The 23,931-nt window shown below is 34.1% G+C and carries 20 protein-coding genes; 10 read left to right on the forward strand and 10 right to left on the reverse strand.

Going from position 1 to position 23,931, the window contains the following annotated elements; all coding sequences use genetic code 11:
- Positions 1-243: 243 nt before the first annotated feature.
- Complete coding sequence (locus tag NZ698_RS07160) at positions 244-942, reverse strand: DUF6261 family protein (protein WP_263002389.1); 699 nt, start codon at positions 940-942, stop codon at positions 244-246.
- A 446-nt stretch (positions 943-1,388) separates the two neighbouring features.
- Between NZ698_RS07160 and NZ698_RS07165 the strand changes: the two genes are divergently transcribed.
- Both NZ698_RS07165 and NZ698_RS07170 read left to right on the forward strand, forming a co-directional pair.
- Positions 1,389-2,711, forward strand: a complete 1,323-nt coding sequence (locus NZ698_RS07165) for an AAA family ATPase (protein ID WP_263002390.1) — start codon at positions 1,389-1,391, stop codon at positions 2,709-2,711.
- Positions 2,712-3,599, forward strand: a complete 888-nt coding sequence (locus tag NZ698_RS07170; protein WP_263002391.1) for a DUF4435 domain-containing protein — start codon at positions 2,712-2,714, stop codon at positions 3,597-3,599.
- A gap of 55 nt (positions 3,600-3,654) precedes the next feature.
- Here the strand turns inward: NZ698_RS07170 and hutU are convergent, their stop codons facing one another.
- From hutU to NZ698_RS07205, 7 genes are all read right to left on the reverse strand, one after another.
- Positions 3,655-5,655, reverse strand: coding sequence for a urocanate hydratase (hutU, locus tag NZ698_RS07175; RefSeq protein ID WP_263002392.1), 2,001 nt, complete (start codon positions 5,653-5,655; stop codon positions 3,655-3,657).
- A 396-nt stretch (positions 5,656-6,051) separates the two neighbouring features.
- Positions 6,052-10,254 (reverse strand): FIDD domain-containing protein, encoded by a 4,203-nt coding sequence (locus NZ698_RS07180; RefSeq protein WP_263002393.1) that lies wholly within the window; start codon positions 10,252-10,254, stop codon positions 6,052-6,054.
- Positions 10,255-10,442: 188 nt separating this feature from the next.
- Positions 10,443-10,742: a hypothetical protein gene (locus tag NZ698_RS07185; RefSeq protein WP_263002394.1), complete on the reverse strand. Its 300-nt coding sequence runs from the start codon at positions 10,740-10,742 to the stop codon at positions 10,443-10,445.
- Between the two features lie 57 nt (positions 10,743-10,799).
- The gene (locus NZ698_RS07190; protein WP_263002395.1) at positions 10,800-11,771 is read right to left on the reverse strand and encodes a 2-hydroxyacid dehydrogenase; all 972 of its coding nucleotides are present in this window, start codon (positions 11,769-11,771) and stop codon (positions 10,800-10,802) included.
- 75 nt (positions 11,772-11,846) lie between these two features.
- Positions 11,847-12,116 (reverse strand): prevent-host-death protein, encoded by a 270-nt coding sequence (locus tag NZ698_RS07195; RefSeq protein ID WP_263002396.1) that lies wholly within the window; start codon positions 12,114-12,116, stop codon positions 11,847-11,849.
- Between the two features lie 89 nt (positions 12,117-12,205).
- A complete protein-coding gene (locus NZ698_RS07200) occupies positions 12,206-12,598 on the reverse strand; it encodes a DUF1801 domain-containing protein (protein ID WP_263002397.1) in 393 nt (130 codons plus the stop codon).
- Between the two features lie 54 nt (positions 12,599-12,652).
- Positions 12,653-13,303 (reverse strand): protein-L-isoaspartate(D-aspartate) O-methyltransferase, encoded by a 651-nt coding sequence (locus NZ698_RS07205; protein ID WP_263002398.1) that lies wholly within the window; start codon positions 13,301-13,303, stop codon positions 12,653-12,655.
- Positions 13,304-13,437: 134 nt separating this feature from the next.
- Here NZ698_RS07205 and NZ698_RS07210 point away from each other — a divergent pair, with 134 nt between their 5' ends.
- The 8 genes from NZ698_RS07210 (at position 13,438) to NZ698_RS07245 (ending at position 20,865) form a co-directional block, all read left to right on the forward strand.
- Positions 13,438-14,400, forward strand: a complete 963-nt coding sequence (locus NZ698_RS07210) for a Gfo/Idh/MocA family protein (protein WP_263002399.1) — start codon at positions 13,438-13,440, stop codon at positions 14,398-14,400.
- Positions 14,401-14,772, forward strand: a complete 372-nt coding sequence (locus NZ698_RS07215) for a hypothetical protein (RefSeq protein ID WP_263002400.1) — start codon at positions 14,401-14,403, stop codon at positions 14,770-14,772.
- 356 nt (positions 14,773-15,128) lie between these two features.
- The gene (locus tag NZ698_RS07220) at positions 15,129-16,850 is read left to right on the forward strand and encodes a cellulase family glycosylhydrolase (RefSeq protein ID WP_263002401.1); all 1,722 of its coding nucleotides are present in this window, start codon (positions 15,129-15,131) and stop codon (positions 16,848-16,850) included.
- A gap of 64 nt (positions 16,851-16,914) precedes the next feature.
- Positions 16,915-17,793 (forward strand): CGA/CIA family class A beta-lactamase, encoded by an 879-nt coding sequence (gene bla-A / locus NZ698_RS07225; protein ID WP_263002402.1) that lies wholly within the window; start codon positions 16,915-16,917, stop codon positions 17,791-17,793.
- A 69-nt stretch (positions 17,794-17,862) separates the two neighbouring features.
- Positions 17,863-18,273 carry a hypothetical protein gene (locus NZ698_RS07230; RefSeq protein ID WP_263002403.1) on the forward strand — a complete coding sequence of 137 codons (411 nt, stop codon included), beginning with the start codon at positions 17,863-17,865 and terminating at the stop codon, positions 18,271-18,273.
- 24 nt (positions 18,274-18,297) lie between these two features.
- Positions 18,298-19,188 carry a 3-hydroxybutyryl-CoA dehydrogenase gene (locus NZ698_RS07235; RefSeq protein WP_263002612.1) on the forward strand — a complete coding sequence of 297 codons (891 nt, stop codon included), beginning with the start codon at positions 18,298-18,300 and terminating at the stop codon, positions 19,186-19,188.
- 80 nt (positions 19,189-19,268) lie between these two features.
- Positions 19,269-20,588: a hypothetical protein gene (locus tag NZ698_RS07240; protein WP_263002404.1), complete on the forward strand. Its 1,320-nt coding sequence runs from the start codon at positions 19,269-19,271 to the stop codon at positions 20,586-20,588.
- 37 nt (positions 20,589-20,625) lie between these two features.
- A complete protein-coding gene (locus NZ698_RS07245) occupies positions 20,626-20,865 on the forward strand; it encodes a DUF8828 family protein (protein ID WP_263002405.1) in 240 nt (79 codons plus the stop codon).
- Between the two features lie 53 nt (positions 20,866-20,918).
- Here NZ698_RS07245 and NZ698_RS07250 read toward each other — a convergent pair whose 3' ends face one another.
- Positions 20,919-21,329 (reverse strand): META domain-containing protein, encoded by a 411-nt coding sequence (locus NZ698_RS07250; protein ID WP_263002406.1) that lies wholly within the window; start codon positions 21,327-21,329, stop codon positions 20,919-20,921.
- Positions 21,330-21,501: 172 nt separating this feature from the next.
- On the reverse strand, positions 21,502-23,904 hold the full coding sequence (gene pheT, locus NZ698_RS07255; RefSeq protein WP_263002407.1) for a phenylalanine--tRNA ligase subunit beta: 2,403 nt from the start codon (positions 23,902-23,904) through the stop codon (positions 21,502-21,504).
- Between the last annotated feature and the right edge of the window lie 27 nt (positions 23,905-23,931).

Below are 23,931 nucleotides of genomic sequence, written 5' to 3' on the forward strand. Positions count from 1 at the left end.
AAACTTTAGTGGTTATCTCTAATATGACTGTAAATAGTGATTCTTAACAAATCCGTCACTTTGAATAAAATCCTGAAAGAATTTGTATCGAGAACCAGTGAACAGAAGCGCTAAATCTGTGTGTCAAACAACAAGTTCTCGATACGGTCTTTTTCAAAAACCTACTCGAACTGACGGGTGTGGCGGTGGGTCGACTTGATATCATAAAAACACAAAACTCAGCATTCCGCTGAGTTTTTCTGTTTATTCCGGTTTTTCTTCCTTTCTTTTTACTTCCGAATTTTTCGCTGCTTTTACCAGCTCGTTGGTATCGCTGTAGAGAAGTTCCCAACCTGATACATCTTTCATGGCGGTCAGCAGATTCAGGTAGGTTTTGAGGTTTTTCTCCAGATCGCGGCGGATGGCGCTTGCGCTGGTCATCTGTCTGAGGTCGGCATTGGCTACTGCTTGTTCGCCAAAGACGGTTTCAAAAGCTTCGTGTTTTGTTTTCATATCTGCGAAAGCCGTGTTCAGAGAAAGAAGCGCAATTTTCTGTTGGTTTTCCGGACTTTCCAAAGCTTCAATCAGCTTTTTCATCTGTGCGGTTTGTGAGGAATAGCTTAAACGGTCGAGATCCAGCCCAAAAGTTTTGAAAACGCCGTACAAATCCTCCGCCGACTGACAATTGGGTGCAGACTGTAGCTTTCGGTAACCGTTCAGAAAAGCTTTGAGACTGTTGTAGGCAACATCTCTTTCAAAGTCTGCCGTGGCAACGTCTTTTCCTTTTCCGCTGTAGATTTGCTTGGTGTAGACTGCATCGTACTCAGTATAGGAATTCTGCAAAGTTGCGGTAAGAGGATGGTTGGAAATCACAGGATATTTTCCTGACTGAATGTTGGTAATAATTCTCTGAGCCAAAGTCGCAAGATCTTTAGTGCTCAGTCTCACTAATGAAATTTTCATCGTTTAATGTGTTTGTTTGTTAAAAATGTATTAATTAATCAAAACAAATATAAATAATTCTGCATTTAGTTTAAAACATTTTGTGGGAAATAAAATGCAGTTGCATGAAGTTCCCCGCAACTTGTGGGAGACTTCATGCAATTGCACGAAGTTACAAACAAAGTTGTTTTAAACAAAATACAGGTGCAGGAGGTTTGTTTTAATGGTGATTGTGGGGTTTTGCGGGTTCGGATAGATTCCTGATTAGGTTATTTTGAATATAAATATTTTTTATATTATTTCGCTAGCTCCAGCTTCATACTCTAAATATCATAATTTTATGTATGCGAGCAAATGATCAGACTAGCGGAATATATTATTTAGAATTTTTCGATTTTTTATGGTAAGTCACAATTATTATTACTGTAGGTTTTTTATATTTGACTACTGAATTAAATAAGTGTACCATGAAATTACGAAAGGTTAAAGTGGAAAAGCTCTTTGGAGTATTTAATCACGAGATTATTTTAAATGATCATTCTCAAATAACAATAATTATTGGAGAAAATGGATTAGGAAAAACAGTTTTATTAGAAATGATTGAAGCTTTTTTTAAAGGAAGTTTTTTTTATTTTAATACTATCGAATTTGAAAGCATTAAGTTTGAATTCGATGATGAAATTTCTTGGATTCTAACAAAAAACATGAATAACGAAATTCCTTTATTAGAATTATTTCAAGTAAATAAAAATAAGAAGGAATCCAAACCTATGAAATTAAATAGTTTTCAATCAAGAGATATGGAATTATTAGCACTTAGGATCTCTCGAGAAATCCCTCATCTAAAAAGAATTGGTCCAAGAGCTTGGGATGATAGGCTTAGTAATCAAATTTTGAATTCTGAGCAATTATTATTCAAATACGGTGATTATATACCACATGACATATATCTAATTAATGAAGAAGTTCCAAAATGGTTCAGTGACAAAAATGGTAAAATTAAGGTAAGCTTAATTGAAACTCAAAGATTAATCTCATTAGAGGAAAAAGAGGGTAAAACCCATAAAAAGACTGTAGAAAAATATTCCTTCGAATTAACAGAGCAGATAAAGTCATTTCTAACAGAATCTACAGAACTATCATCAAAACTCGATAGAACATATCCTAATCGATTAATTGATAGAATCAAAAATTTGTCAAATGTAACTGATCAAGATTTAAATAGTGAATTAAAACGTTTAGAAAAAAAAAGAGAGTTACTGGATACAGTTGGACTGATCGAGATTGAGAAAGATTCAAATATTCTTGAAATTGAAAATCCACAAGATGTCGTGAGAGATGTTTTAATGTTATATGTTGAGGATAGTTTTAAAAAAATAGAAATATTTGATCAACTTGCAGCTAAGATCGAAATATTACTTGATATTGTTAATAAGAGATTCAAACATAAAAAATTATATATTGACAAGGATAAGGGGTTTTTATTTAAATCAACAATTATTTTTGACTTAATGGGAAATCAGCAAATTATCCCTGTTACTAAACTTTCTTCTGGAGAACAAAATGAATTAGTTCTTTTTTATTTATTGCTATTTAATACAGAACCTAATTCATTAATATTAATAGACGAGCCAGAAGTTTCACTTCACATCTCATGGCAAAATACATTTATTGAAGATTTGAAACAAATTGTTAAACTTAATAATCTTGAAGTTGTAATTGCTACTCACTCACCTGACATAATTTCAAATAATTGGAATTTGAAAGTTGAATTAAAAGGTTTAGAATAAATGGAAAGTCATATTTTGGTTGATCGTATTGCTAACGCAATTATGATGGATAAAACATTTAATGGATATCATTTAATTGTAGAGGGTAATAAAGATTATAAACTATATAGTAAATTTTTTAATTTGGAAAATTTGCGGATCACTGAAGCTTTCGGATGTGAAAAAGTTAAAATGGTCTTGCAGATATTATCTGATAGAAATTTTGATAAAAAATTAGGTATAATAGATTACGATTTCAATAAAATATTAAATATAAAAATTAATACTAACAATCTTTTTGTAACTGATGATCATGATATAGAAGTTATGATAATTAAAACTTCAGCGCTTGAAAATACTATAAATATTTTTACACAAAAAAAGAAAATAGAGGATTTCGAAAAGAATCGAAAAAAAACGATTAGAGAATGTATCATTTCTGTAGGAATTGAAATTGGTAATTTAAAACTAGCAAATAAAATTTATGATTTAGGACTTATTTTTAAACCACAACAACCAGATGGAAATCAAATTAAATATAAAGACTTCATAAATAATAATGATTTAACTTTTTTAGGACATGACAAATTAGTTGATACAGTAATAAATTATAGCCAATCTAAAACTAATAAGCTAAAACCCAAAAAAGAAATTTTGGACAAGTTAAAAGAAGTGTCTAAGAAGAAATTTGAGACAGAACATTTGGTAAATGGGCACGATTTATCAAACATCCTGTATATTTTACTTAAAAAAACTTTTTCATCTACTAATAAGATGTTGCACGACTTTAATTCGATTGAAGATAGCTTAATACTAGCTTATGAATTTGTTGAATTCAAAAAAACAAAGTTGTATGAAGCATTAAATATTTTTGAAAATTTCAATACATTGGATATTTTAAAAAAATAACTACGTTAAAACAAAAAACCTGCCTCACAGCAGGTTTTATCATATCTAAAGTGTTTTAAAACAAACTCTCATCCACAAAATTCGGCAGCGTCACCTTCAAATTCGGCTCAGCTTCCATCGCTCTTTTGATCGCGAAAACAGCCCCTTCATTTCTTGCCCAGCTTCTTCGTGAAATTCCGTTGTTGACGTCCCAGAACAGCATTGATTTTAATCTTCTGTCGGCATCGTCGCTTCCATCGAGCAACATCCCGAAACCACCGTTGATCACTTCGCCCCAGCCAACACCACCACCGTTGTGGATGCTCACCCAGGTCGCGCCACGGAAACTGTCGCCAATGACATTATGAATCGCCATATCTGCCGTAAATCTTGAGCCGTCATAAATATTGGAAGTCTCTCTGTACGGCGAATCCGTCCCCGAAACATCGTGATGGTCTCTTCCCAAAACTACCGCTCCGATTTCTCCGTTAGCAATGGCTTTGTTGAAGGCTTCAGCGATTTTCATTCTGCCTTCCGCATCGGCGTACAGGATTCTTGCCTGCGAACCAACGACCAGATTGTTTTCCTGAGCACCTTTGATCCACGTGATATTGTCTTTCATCTGTTGCTGGATTTCTTCCGGCGATGTTTTAATCATTTCCTCTAAAACCGCACACGCAATATCATCCGTTTTCTGCAAATCTTCAGGTTTTCCGCTGGTACAAACCCAACGGAACGGCCCAAAACCATAATCAAAACACATCGGTCCCATAATATCCTGCACGTATGATGGGTATTTGAACTCCCTTCCAATCGTAGGATTTTCTGCCATGACATCGGCTCCGGCTCTGGAAGCCTCCAACAAAAAGGCATTTCCGTAATCGAAGAAATAGGTTCCCGTACCCTGAGCCTGTCGAAGGGTATGTTTATTGATAGCAGCGGCATGTCTTCTCAAGGTTTCCTGAACTTTTTCTTTGAATAATTCAGGGTTTTCAGCCATCATTGTATTGGATTCCTCAAAGGTTTGACCGACCGGATAGTAACCTCCCGCCCAAGGATTGTGAAGCGAAGTCTGGTCTGAACCGATATCGATTTTTAAATTTTCTTCATCAAATTTCTCCCAGATATCGACGATGTTTCCAAGGTAAGCCAGAGAAACCGTTTCCTGATTTTCCTGAGCTTTTCTCACTCTTGCCACCAGTTCATCCAGATTTTCGTGGATTTCATTCACCCATTTCTGTTCGTGACGGATTTTAGTAATCTTCGGGTTCACTTCTGCAATGACCGTAATACAACCTGCGATATTTCCGGCTTTTGGCTGAGCTCCGGACATTCCACCCAAACCTGAAGTGACAAATAATCCGCCTTTCGGTTCTTTATTGATTTTTCTGAAAGCATTTAAAACGGTAATCGTCGTTCCGTGCACAATTCCCTGCGGACCGATGTACATATAAGATCCGGCCGTCATTTGTCCGTACTGCGAAACACCCAGCGCATTGAATTTTTCCCAGTCATCCGGCTTGGAATAATTTGGAATCATCATTCCGTTGGTCACCACCACTCTCGGCGCATCTTTGTGCGAAGGAAACAATCCCATCGGATGACCGGAATACATTGTTAAGGTTTGTTCGTCCGTCATTTCCGACAGGTATTTCATCGTCAGAAGATACTGCGCCCAGTTGCTGAACACTGCACCGTTTCCACCGTACGTAATCAGCTCGTGCGGATGTTGCGCCACGGCATAATCCAGATTGTTCTGAATCATCAGCATTATGGATTTTGCCTGCTCAGATTTTCCGGGATATTCGGCAATATCTCTTGCTTTCATCTCATAATCCGGACGGAAGCGGTACATATAAATTCTGCCGTATTTTTCCAGTTCTTCCCTGAATTCAGGCAACAATTCTGCGTGGAATTTGGGTTCGAAATAGCGCAAAGCGTTTTTCAGAGCGAGTTTTTTTTCTTCGTCTGACAGAATTTCTTTACGTTTCGGAGCGTGATTGATTTGGGTTTCGTATGGTTTTGGCTGAGGTAATTTTGTTGGAATTCCCTGTTGTATCTGTTCTTGGAAAGTCATTATTTGGTTGATTGTTGTTGGTTGATTGTTGTTGGTTGATCGTTGTTGGCTTTTTTGTGGTTTTAAAGATATTCAAATTAGAAAATATAAGACAAATAAAACTAGGAAAATTCTCTTTCATGGAATTCACCTCTTTACGCAAAGAATTCCCCTCCTTTGGAGGGGTGGATAAATTTTCACGGAAAATTTAGACGGGCTGGTTTGAAAGTGCACGACAATAAAATCCTAATGTTTAATACTGCTTTAAAACTACCCCGTCAAAAATTCTTTGAATTTCCGCCACCCCTCCAGAGGAGGGGAATTGCGTTGTGGAAAGATTCTGCTGGTTATTTTTTTTAATACAACAAAACCTCACTGAAAAGCAATGAGGTTTTTATCGTTCAATTATTTAAGATTTTAATTATTATTTTTTACGAGAATCCATCCTGTGAAAACTCTTCCGTCAGGAACGGTGATCACGTACCAATAACTTGATGTAGGGATTGGTCTACCTGCGATATGTCCGTCCCAGACAATCTGAGTATTTGTATTCTGTTCGAAAATTAAATATTGGTAACGGTCATACACTTTTACATTGGTCATTCTGCTTCCAAAAATATGAAGGTCTCTTACAATCCATTGATCGTTGATCCCATCGCCGTTTGGTGTAATTGCATTTTTAATATCTAGAACCAAACCGTCCTGTTTTACGATACATTTTCCTTCAGCATATTTTACGTAGAAAGTGGTAATTCCCATCGGTAAATTGTAGAAAACATTGGATGATTGCCAAGTAATTCCATCAATAGAATATAAAATGGTCTGCGATCCCGTTGCAGTAACGGTGTAAGAATTTCCGTTTGCCACCAATTGCTGAATAACAGGAACATCATAATATTTAACTTCAAAAGTACCAGTGTATGTACAACCATTCGCCGCAGTCACTGTGAGACTGTAAGTTCCTAAAGCTTTAACTCCCGTTATCGTATCCGTATTTGAAATCACCTGACCTGAAGGATTTGTCCATACATAACTTACAATTTGATACCCTTCAATTTTCACAGTATAAGTCAGACTTCCATCCGGACAAAAATACAATGTCGGAATCTCGAAGAACGGTGTAGGTTTCAAGGAAAGATTAATTAAAACCATCTGCGGACATGAACCGGGAACACTTATTTTAACATAAATTGTATTAGGACCCGTGTTTTGATTATACAGATAATTGGATGGATTATTTATGGCGTTCGTTCCGGCATTTAAGTTTGCCAAAGATGGATAGTAAGTAAATGTAGCATTGTTCCCTGAATAAATTTGCTGCTGAAATTGAGTTAAATTAACATTCTCAATTCCGTCATTTCCTGTATCACATACATTGTTTAATTCAAATGGTCCCGGATTCTGAATAACAACTTTGTTTCCGGATATAAGACTGATACTTGCAATATCATCACAACCCGGAATATTCTGAATCTTCACCCAAATCTGAGCCGGGAAAGGCTGAGCTGTAAAGTTCTGCGGATTTGGAATTGCATTTACCCCATTTTGAGCATCCTGTTGCGTTAGATAAAAAGCAAATGTATTTATCGCATTAGGAATATCTACATACAGATTTGTGTAATTCAGAAGGTTGACTTCATAAGTTCCATCCAGATTTTCATCGCAAACGGTAATGCTTGAATTGATTGCTTTAGGAGGGAAATAAGTATTCAGCTGAATGGGAGCTACAGAAAAACATTCTGTAGTTTTTGACTGAAATCTTGCCCAAACCTGAACCGTGGAAATATTGGTTGTATAGGTATTTCCGATCTGATTGGCTGTATTTCCTGCATTTGCATCGGCTGAAGTGAGATAATACGAAATATTCATATCAGAAAGTGCATAAGTATTCTGAGAAGGTAAAAACAGTTGTGAAACCGCATTATTCAGCTGGAAAGTTTCATTAAGATTAAAATCTTCATCACAGGTATTTAAAACAGCATTCGTCAGAACAACAACTGGTAAAAAGGTTAATTGCACACTCAACTGAGAAGCAGAAAAACATTCACTGTTATTGAATTTCACTCTTACATAAACCGTTGCACTCCCCTGTACTGCAAATTGTGTAGGATTGGTAATTTCACCCGAAAAAACATGAGTTGTTGGATTGTAAGAACTATAATATGTAAATGTCACATTTGACGTTCCGTTATAAATCTGAGACTGAGAAAGTGTAAGGTTATAATTCTCCACTCCATCATTATTATTATCACAAACATTCGTCAAAGCAATATTTACCGTGGGATTAACAGCAGGAGTTGAAACAAGGGTAAAGTTTACAGGATAAATCTGTGAACAATTGTAAGAGGTGATTTTCACCCAAAGTTGAGTATTTCCAGTAATCGCAGCAGTTGTGACAGGATTATTTCCAGACTGAGCATTTGCCTGATTCAAATAATATAAAGCAGTAGTATTCTGACCTCCAATAATCGCTCCTGAAAACGAATCCAGCGAAATATTTTCTGTATTATCATTGTTAAAATCACAAATACTGAAATTTGAACTTGCAATCACAGGATGAACTAAATGAACATTGATTGGTCTGATTGTATAACATGTATTAGATTGCTCAAAACGCACAAAATAGGTTTGAGTTACAAAATCTCCATTAGTCGTAATCGTCTGATTGGGAGAAATGGGATTATTCTCTATTACAGCATCTTCGTAAGTCGCAAAAAATTCTGTTACAGGAACTGTTGTAGGCATCACAAGCATATTTGCAGATAGAGTCTGTAAATTAAAACTTATATTATCAGTTCCATTGAAGCAGATATATTCATTTTTTTCATTTGCTTTGATTTCTGTAAATGTTACATCCATAATAACATATACTACGGTAAAACAACCACCCGGAATCTGCACTCTTATGTAAACATTATTGATTCCTTTTTTAATAGTTTCTAAAAGAGTTCCGTTACCTGAATAAGCAGATCCAAAAGAATCGTAAGTAGTAAAACTCGCTCCTCCCTGACTTGTAATCAGCGGTGCTAAATTGGCTACAAAATCAAAAGGCTCAAGATTATCATCATTAATATCACACATTGTATATGGATAATTGATAATCAAATTAGCATTTACACCCGGTTTTAAAAAGAAATTTAAAGGTCCTAAAACATAAACGCAGTTCGCATCCTGAACTCTTACCCAAACTTTTGTGTTTGAATTGATGTTTGCCGTCACCACAGAATTTGTATTACTCTGTGCATTTGTCTGAGTAAGAAAATATGAAATTCCGGTAGTACCCGGTGGAAGAATCTGATTATTTAATAATGTTAAATCATATCCGTTTTCAATACCATCATTATTGGTATCACAAATAGAAATATTATCAGTGATTAAATTTTTCGTAAGAAAATTTAAAGTAAGAACCGCAACTCTAAAGCAATTGGGAACATTCGGATTTTGAATTCTAACATAAAAAACAGCATTAGAATTTAGGCTGTAACTTGTTGATAAAGCATTCTGACCAGATTGCGCATCCTGCAAGGTCGAATGAAAACTAAAGTTGAAATTAGAAGGATTTTGTGACGTAAGATTGGGCTTAAAACTATTCAAATTAATATTGACGGGAGCATTTCCGCAAAAACTCTGCGTATAATTTTTTGCAACCGGATAACTTGCGTCAAAATCAAGAATAAAATCATCTGTGAAGGTCAAAAAACCAGTGCCACAAACATTGAATTTTACGGTTGCAGTATAAGTATCATTTTGTGTCGGACAAATTGTAGTCTGGATTCCGTTTCCTACCGTTTGACCCGTAGAATTCGTCCAGATAACTTCCGGCTGAATTGTATTTCCAGTCGGAGTAAATTTGTAGGCTTCCTGTAAAGCTTCCCAGTTTCCTGTGTTTCTTGATGCCGGAGAATAGCCTAAAGCACCGTCATTATTCATAATTCCGATCAATGCATTCTCAAACTTTCTCGTGGGACAAGGAGTCAGTTTTTTATCCACAAAAACTTCTACAATATTGGTAGTTTCATGCAAAACAATTTGTGACGATGAACGATCTGTACATCCTGCAACTCTTCCATCATAAAAATTGATGACAAATTTTCTGTAAGGTGCAGTTCCTATCGTTGAATAATAAATTTCTGAAGAATCTCCTGCCGCAAAAACCATATCATGATAAACTCCGAAAATTGAGTTTTTTGGTAAACTGGCATTCGGATTTTGCCAAAAAACGTTCGGATAGTTGATATTTCCGAGCTGACTGACATCAAAAGTAACCATTCCGTTTGAGCCGACCACCAAAGCGTTGAAGTTCTGATTAAAAAAGCAGAAAGAAAACGGAAGATCCAATTTTACTGCAAAAAGATCATCAAAGTTGGCATTGATAGAAGTTCCCTGATTCAAAGGAATTGCAGGACTGTAAACTTCCGGCGTCAAAGCGTAGGAAGTAGTCGCTTTTAGAACAGGGTATTCTGCATGAAGTTGAAGACATCCGTTTGGATCTAAATCATTGGTACAGGTTACATGAAAATTTTCATTTCCTGACGCATCTTTTATTTTCACCTGAAGTGGAGTTTGTGAAAAGAAGAAAACACAGATAAACAGCAATAAAACCGATAAATATTTTTTCATTAAACAGAGAATAAAATAAACATTTTATTAAACAATAATTAATTACAAATAAATTTTCGGCAAAAATATAATTTTATTATTATTAAATACTCAATCATAAATATTTTTTTATCTATAATTAATATTTAATTTACATAAAAAAGCTGCCTACATTGAGACAGCTTTGATTAATTTTATTAATTTGTGATTTAACTCACAATATCATCATTTTCTTCTTCGTGATCATCTTCATTATCACTTCTGCTGTAGAATTCATTTTCTTCATCCGGAAGCTGATCTGTGATCTGTTCAAAATTATCATCATCTTCTGCACCCGGAACATCTAATCCGTAAGGCATTCCGTCATTTACGTGTTCAGGATTGATGATTGGATTTCCGTCACCGTCCAGAGGAATATGCTCTTCTTTATTGAAAATATCTTCTCCCGGATTGTAATCCATTTCTTCTAATTTTCTGTCTTGCTCGTTTTTATTATCTTCTGATATCATAATAGTATGTTTTAGTGTTGCTCATGGTAAGACAAAAATGATTCCAACCTTTCATTATTATTGATAAACTTCAGGATTTGCGCAATGCGGCATTTTCTCACGTCTTGAAAAAGCGATAATATTTTCTGCAGCCGATTTTGCCATTCCGTTTCGAGCTTCTACTGTTGCAGAACCTATATGTGGCAAAACGCAGACATTAGAAAGTTCCAAAATAGGATCATCGTGTAAAATTGGTTCCGGATTGGTGACATCCAAACCTGCTCCCCAAATTTTCTTTTCAATCAGTGCATTATATAAGTCAGCCTGATTATGAAATCCACCTCTTGCCGTATTAATGAAAATCGAATTAGACTTCATTTTTTCAAAAACAGAACTGTTAAAAAGTTCATTCTGTTCAGCCTTAAAATTTGCATGAACGCTTAAAACATCAGACTGAGCAATCAGTTCTTCGAAAGAAACATATTTAGCTCCCAATTCTTTTTCAGCTTCTTCATTGTGACTTCTGTTGTGGTAAATAATATTCATATCAAAAGCTTTTTTACATTTTTCAGCCATCTCAAATCCGATTCTTCCCAAACCAAAAATCCCTAAAGTTTTCCCATACAATTCCTGACCTAAAGCATGCAAAGGATCGAAATCTCCCCAATTATCATCTTTTACTTTTTGAAAATTATAACTTGCACGTCTTGCAACCGACTGCATCAATAAAAATGCAATATCTGAAGTGGCTCTGCTCAATACGTCCGGTGTATTTCCGATAGGAATCTTTCTTTGATTTGCCTGCTCAATATCCACTGAATCAAAACCTACCGAGAATAAAGCAATTGCCTTTATATTAGGACATTCATCAAAAAATTCTTTATCATATTTTTGTTGTCCGACATTCAAGATAACATCTGCATTTTGGCAATATTTCAGCCATTCGTCATGAGATAAATTTTCATTCTCAGGGAATATAATTTCTAAACCCGATTCTTCCAGCATTTGTATTCCTATTTCCGGAATTCTTTTGTTTATGAATACTTTCATTGATTTACTTTTTATGATTTATTTAAAATAAAAAACCTCACTCCTATTAAAAGTGAGGTTCTGATTTGTTAAATATTATTTTTCTTTTTCTGAATCCGATTGATCCTTATTCTTTTCCCATGCTTCGGAAGCCATTTGCTGAATTTCTTCCCAAACTTCATGTGCCGATTTTTGAGCGTGAGACAAAAATCCCTGTTTTGTAGCTTCCTGATTCTGACTTCTCATGTCATTGATATAATCTTTTGCCTGCTGAGAAAAACTTTCTACACTGTAACCAGGATTATTGTGCAGATTTTTTTCGATATTGCTGAAATCGTGAGACGATTTAAATCTGTTTGTGTCCATAATAATAAGATTTAAGTGATTAGGTTTAAAAATGAATTCAATTTTTATTCCGAAATCAATGACTATCTTATAGAGCACTTCAAATAAAATTATTTTAATCTGATTAATTCTCCTTTTCTCTTCACAATATTTTTATAATCCCATTGAATCTCTTTAGATTTTCCCAGCCATCGTTTCAGATCATCTTCGTCAATTTCATTTTTATCATTAAAAAATATGGACGCATCCTGGAATTTTTCACCTTCTACATTTAATTTTTCTTCATTAAAAGATTTTCCGCTCCAGAACATCAGACGAATTCCTTTTTTCTGTTTGCTATATCCAACAATCGGATTTCCCTCCAGAAACCAAACCGGATGACTGTGCCAGATTTTTGATTCTGAACTGTTTAAGTTTTCATTAATTAATTCAGATAATTTTGAGCAGATTTCCTGATCAGATTCAGTTTGTAAGTTGTTGTAATTTTGAATTTCGGGATTCATGTATTTAGATTTAATTAAAATAATTTTATCAGATTTAAAAAATTCAAAATTAAATTACTGATTGGTATTATTCAACATCGGAACAAATTTATACGCTCCAAATTCTTCTTTTTCAAACTCCGTAGGTGAAGTTTTGGTAAATCTGTATAAAACCTGTTCGTCAGTCTGTCCTAAAGGAATTACCATTTTCCCACCAACTTTTAGTTGCTTTAATAATTCTGTCGGTAAAACTGCTGCTCCGCAAGTCACGATGATTTTATCAAATGGCGCAAACGTCGGTAATCCGGCAAAACCGTCTCCAAAACTTTGAAATTTCGGATGGAGATTTAGTTCTCTAAATTTTTTCTTAGAAAAATCAAACAAATCTTTCTGTCTTTCAACTGTATAAACTAATCCTTTCATTGCCAGTAAAACCGCAGTCTGGTAACCACAACCTGTTCCAATCTCCAAAACTTTTTCACCAGCTTTCAATTGCAGCAATTCCGACTGTTCAGCGACTGTTGAAGGATGCGAAATCGTCTGATGCGACAAAATCGGGAAAGCACGGTCTTCGTAGGCAAAATCTTCAAAAATACTTTCGATAAAAAGATGTCGAGGAACTTCATTAATCGCCGAAAGTACATTTTCATCGGAAATTCCGATTCTCTGATGGAGATATTCAACCAAAATCTTTCTTTTCCCTTTGTGTACGAATGAATCCTGCATTTATTCAGTAGTTATTAGATTATCGTTAATAGAGTTTTCACAAAAATAGCAAAAGAATCAGTATTTGTCAACCTAAAACCTATCATCTCTTTCCGAATACCTAAAATTGCTATATTTACAAAAATTAAAAAGCTATGTTAAAAGCAGGTTTGGTCGGTGCCGGACATTTGGGAAAAATACATTTAAAACTTCTGAATCAGTCAGATAAATATGATTTTATCGGTTTTCATGACAAAGATGCGGAAAACGGTAAAAAACTGGAAGCCGAATTCGGTTATAAATATTTTGAAAATCTCGATGAATTACTGGATCAGATAGAAATGTTGGACATCGTAACTCCTACGATTTATCATTACGATTATGCACTAAAAGCAATTGATAAAGGTCTTCATTTTTTCATTGAAAAACCAGTAACCCAAACTCTTGAACAGGCTCAGGAAATTCTTTACAAGTGTCGTGAACACGGCATTAAAGCACAGGTTGGTCACGTTGAAAGATACAATCCGGCTTTTATCGGGGCAAAAGATTACATTCAGAATCCGATGTTTATTGAAATTCACCGTTTGGCGGAATTTAATCCTCGCGGAACCGATGTTTCCGTAGTTTTGGATTTAATGATTCACGATCTTGATATTCTTTTGAGTGTTGTAAAATCTAAAGTAAAAAATATCCATGCAAGCGGAGTTTGTGTCGTAAGTAAAACTCCTGATATTACAAACGCACGAATCGAATTTGAAAATGGATGCGTTGCCAATTTGACGACTTCAAGAATCTCGATGAAAGCCATGAGAAAAAGCAGATTTTTCCAGAAAGATGCTTATGTTTCAGTTGATTTTTTAGAGAAAAAAGCAGAGGTAATCCGAATGAAGGATGCTCCGGAAAACCCTACTCCATTTGATATGATCATTGAAAATTCAGAAGGTGAAAAAAATCAGATTTTATTCGAATATCCAAATATTCAGTCCAATAATGCGATTTTAGATGAATTAAATTCTTTTGCAGATGCAATTTTAGAAGATAAAGACGTAGAAGTTTCTTTGGAAGACGGAACGGAAGCTTTAAAAGTAGCTTTGGAAATTATGAAACTAATCAGCTAAATGAAAAAATGTTTATTAATGATATTGGTTCTTTTTATTTTTTCCTGCAATGACAAAAAACAAGGAAACATAACTTGTGAATCTCAACGGAAAAAAGCAAAACGAGATTTAAAAAACAACCAATTTACTTACTTTGAGCATATTGATTTATTGGACAATAATGATAATAATGATCTTAAGAATTTTGCAATATTGATGAAAGAAAATAATATTAAGGTTGTTTTTGATACACTCCGATTTGCAAGTTGTTTACCCAATTCAGAGACTGATCCAAATAATCTTGAATGTTATAAAGAAATGATGAATAATAATCTCCATGCTAAATTTGGGCATCAATTTTTCGATAGCTTAAGATTAAAATCAAAAAAATAATTTTCAGTTATAAATTAGTTTCAGTTATTTTTTTATAAAGTTCTCTAACTAACTAAAGACCGCTAAACAATTTTGTCATTTCGTAGTAATGATAAACATTGAGGCTATTTCTTGTAATTTCTATAAGTTTAATTTCCCAGCGATTGTTATTCCGGAGGAATCTTAGCATAGTATTAGAAAACTTTATGAAAAGATTCGTATCTAGATTCCTTCGGAATGACAAACTGATAATTGTATCCAATTTATTTTATTGCAGTTAGTATATTTAAATTTTATTCAACAAATTTTAAATATATTTGTTATTGTCTAAAAGTTATAATTCTAAAAACTTCCCTAAAATTTAAATAATCAAACCTATGAAAAGAGCTATTCTATTATCCGCACTTTTATTGTCTCATTTTGGGACATCACAATTATTAAAAACAGAAGGACAAAAAATTGTCAATGACAAAGGTGAAAATATTCAGTTGAGAGGTCTTGGTTTGGGAGGCTGGATGTTGCAGGAGGGTTACATGTTGAAAACCGCAGATTTTGCTGGACCTCAATTTAAAATCAAAGAAAAAATTGCAGAATTGATCGGTGAAGACGGAATGAATGAATTTTATAAGGCATATCTAAAAAACGGAATTACAAAACAGGATATTGATTTTTTAGCGAAATCAGGATTTAATTCAATAAGACTTCCGATGCATTATAATCTGTACACTTTACCAATTGAAAAGGAATCTGTTAAAGGACAAAACACTTGGTTGGAAGAAGGTTTTAAGATGACTGACGATTTGCTAAAATGGTGCAAAGACAATAAAATATATTTGATTCTTGATCTTCATGCAGCTCCCGGAGGACAAGGAAATGATGCCAATATTTCTGACAACGACAAATCGAAACCTTCACTCTGGGAAAGTGACGAAAATCAGAAAAAAACCATTGCCCTCTGGAAAAAACTAGCCGAAAGATATAAAGATGAGCCATGGATTGGAGGTTATGATCTGATCAACGAACCCAATATTAATTTCACAGGAAAAAACCCGAACGGAACCGATGAAATGTCAAATGCTCCGCTTTGGAAATTACAGAAGGAAATTACAGAAGCTATTCGCCAAGTTGATAAAAAGCATATTATTTTTCTTGAAGGAAACGGTTGGGGAAACAATTATAACGGATTGATTCCGATTTGGGACCAAAATATGGCGTTCAGTTTTCATAAATACTGGAATTACAATAATGACGAAACCCTGAAATTTGCTTTGGACCTGAGAGAAAAACACAATATGCCAATTTGGTTGGGCGAAACAGGTGAAAATTCTAACGTTTGGTTTACAGAACTGATCCAGCTTTTGGATAGACACAATATTGGTTACGCCTTTTGGCCAATGAAAAAGATCGACAATATTGCCGGAATTACTAATGTAAAAATCACCCCTGAATATCAAAGACTTTTAGATTACTGGAAAAATGGCGGCGAAAAACCTTCGAAAGAATTTGCTACAAAAACTTTGATGAAAATCGCTGAAAATTATAAATTTTCTAATGTCGACATCAAAAATGATGTGATTGATGCGATGTTTAGACAAACGAAAGATAATTCCACAAAGCCATTTAAAAATAACCAGATTCCGGGGAAAATATGGGCAACAGATTATGATTTGGGAAGAATGGGTTCTGCTTACGAAGATAAAGATTTTATCAATCTTTGGGTAAGCGATTCTGCAAAAAGATCTGAATGGAATTCCGGAAATCAACTCAGAAACGATGGAGTTGATATTTACAAATCAAAAGACAATCAATATTACGTTGGGAAAACTGAAATTGGAGAATGGCTGCAATATACCGTCAATTCTAAAACTGACAAATCTTACACTTTTGACATCAAATATTCAAGTGAAAATGATTCAAAAATCAGAATTGAAAATGCTTCAGGAAAACAATTGGCAACCATTTCACTAAGCTCTACCAAGGGAAAAGAAAATTGGCAAACCGTTTCCACAAAAGGAATCAATCTTCAAAAAGGAGAAAACAAAATCAGAATTTATTTTGAAAATAATGGAGTGAATTTAAATTCTTTTGAATTGAAATAAGAAAATATCTTAAATTGCAAATCCCTTTTAGTTTTCTAAAAGGGATTTATTTTAACCAAATATTATGAAAAAAATAGGACTATTATTTCTTCTGATTTCAAGTTTTGCTTTTGCACAACAATCAGTTTTAGATCAGAAAATCAATTCAATTACAAAAGATAAAAAGGCGACGGTCGGAATTTCGGTTCTTGGATTTGAAAGTGGTTTCAACTACAATAAAAATTCAGATAAAAAGCTTCCGATGCAGAGTGTTTTTAAATTTCATATTGCTGCTGCAGTTTTAGACTTTGTTGAAAAAAGAAAACTGTCTCTGGATCAGAAAATTGTTTTAGACAAATCAAATTTATTAGAAAATACTTGGTCGCCTCTTCGTGATAAATATCCAAATGGAAGTTCGGGAGTTCCTCTAAGTGAAATTCTTGAATTGACGGTTGCAAAAAGCGATAACAACGGCTGCGACATTATGCTGAAACTTTTGGGAGGCACAAAAACTGTTCAGAAATTTATGGATTCTAAAGGGGTAAAAGGTTTTCAGATTAAATATAATGAAGCTGAAATGCACAAAGACTGGAATGTGCAATATGAAAATTACAGCACAACACAATCTGCTGTTGATGTATTAAAGAAATTCTATGACGGGAAATTACTTTCAAAAAAATCAACAGATTATCTGATGAAAGTTATGCTTTCCACATCAACAGGACTGAATAAATTGATAGAACAACTTTTAAAAAACACTCCTGTTGCAAGAAAAACGGGATCTTCCGGGAAAAACGATTCGGGTTTGACAGGCGCTGAAAATGAGATTGCCATTATCACTTTACCCAACGGAAAACATTATGCAATTGCCGTATTTGTAAGCAATTCCACAGAATCTGAAGTGACAAATTGCAAGATGATTTCCGACATTTCGAAGGCTGTTTGGGATCATTTTAATAAGTAAATTTTAAAGCTTATTTTTAGGCTTGAAAATTGCCATTGACTCAGTTTAATGGTAATTTAAAATTTAGATATGAAAAATTTAATCTTCATCTTTTCAATATTCTGTTGCACTTTCGTTTCTGCGCAGAAAAATCAGAATTATATAGAAATCGGTTACTCAAGTATTTGTTGCGGAACCCCGTCAACAGATCCTGTCATGAATTATGTAAATCAGTTTCAAAAGAAAAATAAAACCAAAAATTTTGAAATTCTCCGACAGTCGGGATTGGGACGTGAAGGTGAATTTAATTTATACATCGGCACAGATCAGCTATCAAAAACTCAAAAAGTAAATTTCAAGAAAGGTCTACAGTCAGCAATCACTGCCCAAAATACGAAGAGAAACCAAAACAGTGACGGAATTGTGAATTTTGAAGGTACCAAAATGGTGACAAAGGCAGATTTATCAAAAATCAAAAACTTAATTATCTATAAAAAATAATTTAAAACTAAATAAGGAAAAATGATCAAAAACATTGTAGTTATCGGGGCCGGAACCATGGGAAATGGTATTGCACATACTTTCGCACAAAGCGGTTTTAGTGTAAATTTGGTAGACGTTTCACAGGACGCTTTAGATAGAGGAATCAAAACCATTACCACCAACCTTGACAGAATAATTGCAAAGGGAAACCTGACCGAAGAACAAAAATCAGAAACTTTAGGAAATATCAAAATCTTTACAGCGCTTAAAGATGCAGTAACAAATGCAGATCTGGTTGTAGAAGCTGCAACAGAAAATCAGGATCTGAAACTGAAAATCTTTGCTCAGATGGATGAGTTTGCTCCCGAAAACTGCATTTTATCAACTAATACTTCGTCAATTTCTATTACTAAAATTGCAGCAGCAACAAAAAGAGCGGACAAAGTAATAGGAATGCATTTTATGAATCCTGTTCCGATCATGAAATTGGTTGAGATCATTAAAGGCTACTCTACTTCTAAAGAAACTTTTGACTCAATTTATGAAATGAGCAAAACTTTAGGGAAAGTTCCGGTTGAAGTGAACGATTATCCAGGTTTTGTGGCCAACAGAATTTTGATGCCGATGATCAACGAATCTATTGAAACATTATATAACGGTGTTGCCGGAGTTGAAGAAATCGATACGGTAATGAAATTAGGAATGGCTCATCCGATGGGACCGCTTCAATTGGCAGATTTTATTGGTCTTGATGTTTGTTTAGCAATCTTAAACGTCATGTATGACGGTTTCAAAAATCCGAGATATGCGCCAAATCCGTTGTTGGTCAACATGGTCATGGCAGGAAAACTAGGAGTAAAATCGGGAGAAGGTTTTTACGATTACTCTGAAAGCAAAAAAGCAGAAAAAGTTGCTAAAATGTTTTCAAAATAATGTTTGAATAACAAGTTATAAGTTTTAAGTTATAAATTTGGGTAACGAAAACCTAAACCTGTAATCTAAAAACTGCAACCTTGATAAAATTTAAAGAAAAATATATTCAGATATCAATGGTCATCATTACTTTAGTGATGACCATTTTGCGTTTTTTACTCAATGAAAAAGGACGCGTAAATCCGGATTCAATCAATTATATGAGATTTGCGCATGTATTTCCTGTGATTGATAATACGCAAACTCCGGCTGGTTATCCTTTGAGCATTAAATTTTTCACTTATTTTGGTCTTGATGAATTTTGGAGTAGCAAATTGGTGGGAATCGCGGCATTTCTTTTCATCATTATCTTTTCATGGAAGAAAAAGTTTTATTTCAGAGAATCCGTTATTTTATGTTCTCTTTTTAGTTTTCTTTCTATTTTTTCATTTACGATGAGCGAGGCTTTTATTCTCCCTTTCGTCATGGTTTATCTTTATACCTGTCATTTGGCGATTTCAGGAAAATTGTCTCAGTTAAAAGCCATATTTTATCTTTCACTCTTACTTGTTTTAATGTATAATATAAGATTCAGTTCGCTCTTTATTATCGGAGCAACAGGTCTTTTTGGATTATTAAATTGGAAAAAAAAATTCGGGAAAACATTTATTATTTCAGGCGCAATCGGATTTTTATTTGTGGTGTTGTTTAAATTTATTTATACAGATTACTTTAACGAAAAATATATTGATCAGTCTTTGCTGATTGGCCTTTATCCAACCTCAAAATTATTAAAAGAACTTTTTCAGGGTTTGGCGACAAGCTTTAATCCTTTTATTCACATTTCCGATCCAGAAGGAAGATCAGTTAATTATGCAATTTATGGTATTGGTGTTCTAAATATCGCTCTAATGGTTTATTTTTTCCTGCGAAAAAAACTATCAGAAACTGAGGCTTGTTATATTTTTATTGGAATCTGTGGCATTATCTGCTCGTATTTTGTACAGTATTTTTATCCAGTCAACCCACTAGATTACAGATTGGTGGCTCCTTTTGTTTTGGGAATATGGTTGGTTTATTTCAACAGATTATTTGAAAAATTTGACATCAAAGTATATGCAATTGGCGCTTTAAGTTTGGCATCGGGACTTATGTTTACATGGTTATCAAAGGGAAACTATCTGGAGAACAGAAAGATTATTTCTGAATATCTGAAAGCTGAAAAAATGGATAAAATCCCTCTAAAATTCTTTGTCATTGAAGAAAAAGATCTTGAAAAAATACAGGTTGCCGAAATTTTGAGCACTGTAAATCCCGATATTACCCTAACTTTTAAGGCTTCAGATACGCTTCAGAAAACAACACTTACACGTTACAAAGTTTTACAAAAAATTAAAATCGACAAGAATAAATATCAATAATTTTATATATCTTTGAGAAAGTTTAAACATTAAAAAAATGAAATTACCAAAGTTTTTATTAGCAGACAATTCGGAATTTCCTGAAGATTTATTTGTAGTTCATACAGAATATCCAAGATTCATATTGAATGTTGAGGAAGAGGAAGTTGAATGGTTAGATGATCTGGAAGGCGACGATGAAGAAACTATGGCAGATGAGGCTACAAAGGTTGTAGAAGCTGCTTTCAAATGGTGTGATGAAGAGTTGGCAAAATACGACGAAGACGAGGAAGAATAATCAATTTATTACTCATAAAAAAAGGAACTCAAATTTGAGTTCCTTTTTTATTTTTAGTCAGCTTTATTAAATTTCAATAGTAAAAGATTATCCTGATACAATTCTAAAGTAGTTCCGGAAACAACATATTTATTCACCTTCCCCATCATACTCATAAAATTCTGCTCGACGCTCATGTTATCACAAGCCATTTTTGTAGAACCCAATTGAGAAGCCGTAAAAGTTCCTGAAGTTGCGTCTGTAGACAATGTTCCGAAGTAACTGTTGCATCCTGCATTTCCGTTCACCTTTGCGCCATCAATGTTTAATGTAGGCGTTTTCCCTTTTACATTATCTGCCAAAACCCATTTTGTGGCTGCAATTGAAGGTTGAGATTTTCCAACTTTTGATGACGAAGAACTCGCCATTGTTCCGCAAGAAGCTAGAAAAGCAACCGTGCATATACTTAAAAAAAGATTTTTCATTTTTAGATTTTTTATTTTAAAGTCAAATGCAACAAAAGTTCCATTCTTCTTTTTTGATTTAAACCAAATTTACGGAAATAATATTATTTACGGCAGTTTCTACACTTTATTCCATAAAAAAACGGACAAAAGTCCGTTATATTGTATTGTTGAAATTTATTTATTTTCGTGATTACGATCTCAACTCTGCATTGAATTCTTTCTGGAAAGACTTGATTAGAGAATCCATCACTTCATAAATTTCTTTCTCTTCCAATGTTTTTTCTTCATTCAATAATTCAAAACTCATTGCGTAAGACTTCTTACCTTCCGGAAGATTTTTTCCTTCGTAAACATCAAATAAATTAATGTTTTTGATATATGGAGACTTATTCTTTTTCGCAGTCTGAAATAATTCCTGATAGGTAATATTTTTATCGATCAATAAAGCTAAATCTCTTCTGATTTTATTAAATTTAGGAATATCTTTAAATTTAAGCTCGTTTGCAGAGCGTAATTTCTGTGCAAATTCCAATTCGATTTCTGCATAGAAACAATCCTGATCGATATCAAAATCTTTCAGCATTCGAGGAGCTACTTTTCCGATTCTCACTAAAGTTTCACCTTCAGATTCATAAGCTAAAGCATCTGAAAATCTATCGTCTGACAAAGCAACTTCTTTATAATCAATTGCCAATCTTTCCAACAAAACTTTCACATAAGCTTTTAGATTGTAAAAATCTGTTGCAGATTTTGGCTGTAGCCAGTTTTCAGAAAGATTTCTTCCTGTCACTAAAATTGCCAATTGTTTTCTCTCTTCGTACTTCTCTTTTTTGTGGTAAATTTTTCCGAATTCAAAAAACTTAAGATCTTGATTTTTTCTATTGATATTGTAAACAGCATTCTGTAAAAGTCCTTCCAATAAAGACTTTCTCATGAAAGCCAAATCATTGCTTAAAGGATTCAAAAGCTTTACAGCATCAGTTTCATCTTTCACAGAAGTCAGAGAATTGTTCATCACTTCATTGAAACCTAAACCTTGTAAAGTTCTCGCCCAGTTATTTTCTAATTCGTCCTGATCTTTTGCACTTAGTTTTACAGGTGTGAATGAAATCTTCTGCGGAGCTTCAATTTTATTGTAACCGTAAATTCTTAAGATCTCTTCAATGACGTCGATTTCTCTTGTCACATCAGCTCTGTAAGCAGGAACAGAGATTTCAAAACCATTCTGAATTTCATTTAAAACCTGAATTTCAAGCGCTTTTAAAATTTCTTTTACCTTTTCTCTGTGAATTTTCGTTCCTAAAATCTGCTCAATTTTTGAAAATCTGATGATCACATAATTGTCTTCAATTTTCTTAGGGTATTCTTCCAATAAATCTCCAACAAGATTTCCTTCTGCCAAATCCTGAATCATTTTGATTGCGTGAGTGATTGCAGTTCTTGTAATATTTGGATCTACACCTCTCTCAAATCTGAAAGATGCATCAGTATTCAAACCATGTGCTTTTGCAGCTTTTCTTACTGCAACAGGATTGAAATAAGCACTTTCCAGGAAAATCGTTTTTGTTTCGCTGGAAACTCCCGAATTGGCCCCACCAAAAACTCCTGCAATACACATCGGGTTATTTTTTCCGTCTTTAATGATAATTTCAGAACCATTCAACGTTCTTTCAATACCATCCAAAGTTGTGAATTTTGTTCCTTCTGCTACAGTTCCTACTTTCACTTTTTTGTCCGAAATTTTATCTGCATCAAAAGCATGAAGCGGCTGACCAAAACCATGAAGAATGTAGTTGGTAATATCTACAATATTGTTGATCGGACTCAATCCTATTGCTTTTAATCTGTCTTTCAACCAAGATGGAGATTCTGAAACTTTTACGTTTTCGATAACAGCTCCGATGTATCTCGGTGTTAATTCGGCATCTTCAACCTCTAATGTAAATTCGTGTGTTCCTTCGTTATTCAAAGCAACTGATGATACTTTTTGAAAATCACCTTTTTGCTGATTGGTTGAAAGAAATGCATACAAATCTCTTGCAACACCGTAATGTGACATTGCATCGGTTCTGTTTGGTGTCAAACCAATCTCGAAAACCTCATCATTTGTCAATTCAAAATAATCTGCAAAATTTTTCCCAACTTCATATTTAGTTTCATCTAAAACCATAATCCCACCATGATCGTCGCTTAATCCCAATTCGTCTTCTGCGCAAATCATTCCCTGTGAAACTTCACCTCTTATTTTAGCAGCTTTAATTTCAAAAAAGTTTCCGGTTTTATCATAGATTTTGGTTCCGACAATAGCTACAGGAACCGTTTGTCCGGCTTCAACATTCGGAGCACCGCAAACGATCTCCAAAACTTTACCGTTTCCTACATCTACCGTTGTTTTCTTTAATTTATCTGCATTCGGATGTTTTTCGCAGGTCAAAACTTTTCCTACAACTACACCTTCCAAACTTCCTTTTATGCTTTCAAATTTCTCTATCCCTTCTACTTCAAGACCTATATCTGTAAGGAATTCACCGATTCTTTCAGATTTTAATTCCGTTTTAATATAGTCTTTCAGCCAGTTGTTTGATATTTTCATCCTTTAATTTTGAAAATTTATTTTGAA

Origin of the sequence: Chryseobacterium edaphi, assembly GCF_025628985.1 — a bacterium.
GTDB classification, from domain to species: domain Bacteria; phylum Bacteroidota; class Bacteroidia; order Flavobacteriales; family Weeksellaceae; genus Chryseobacterium; species Chryseobacterium edaphi.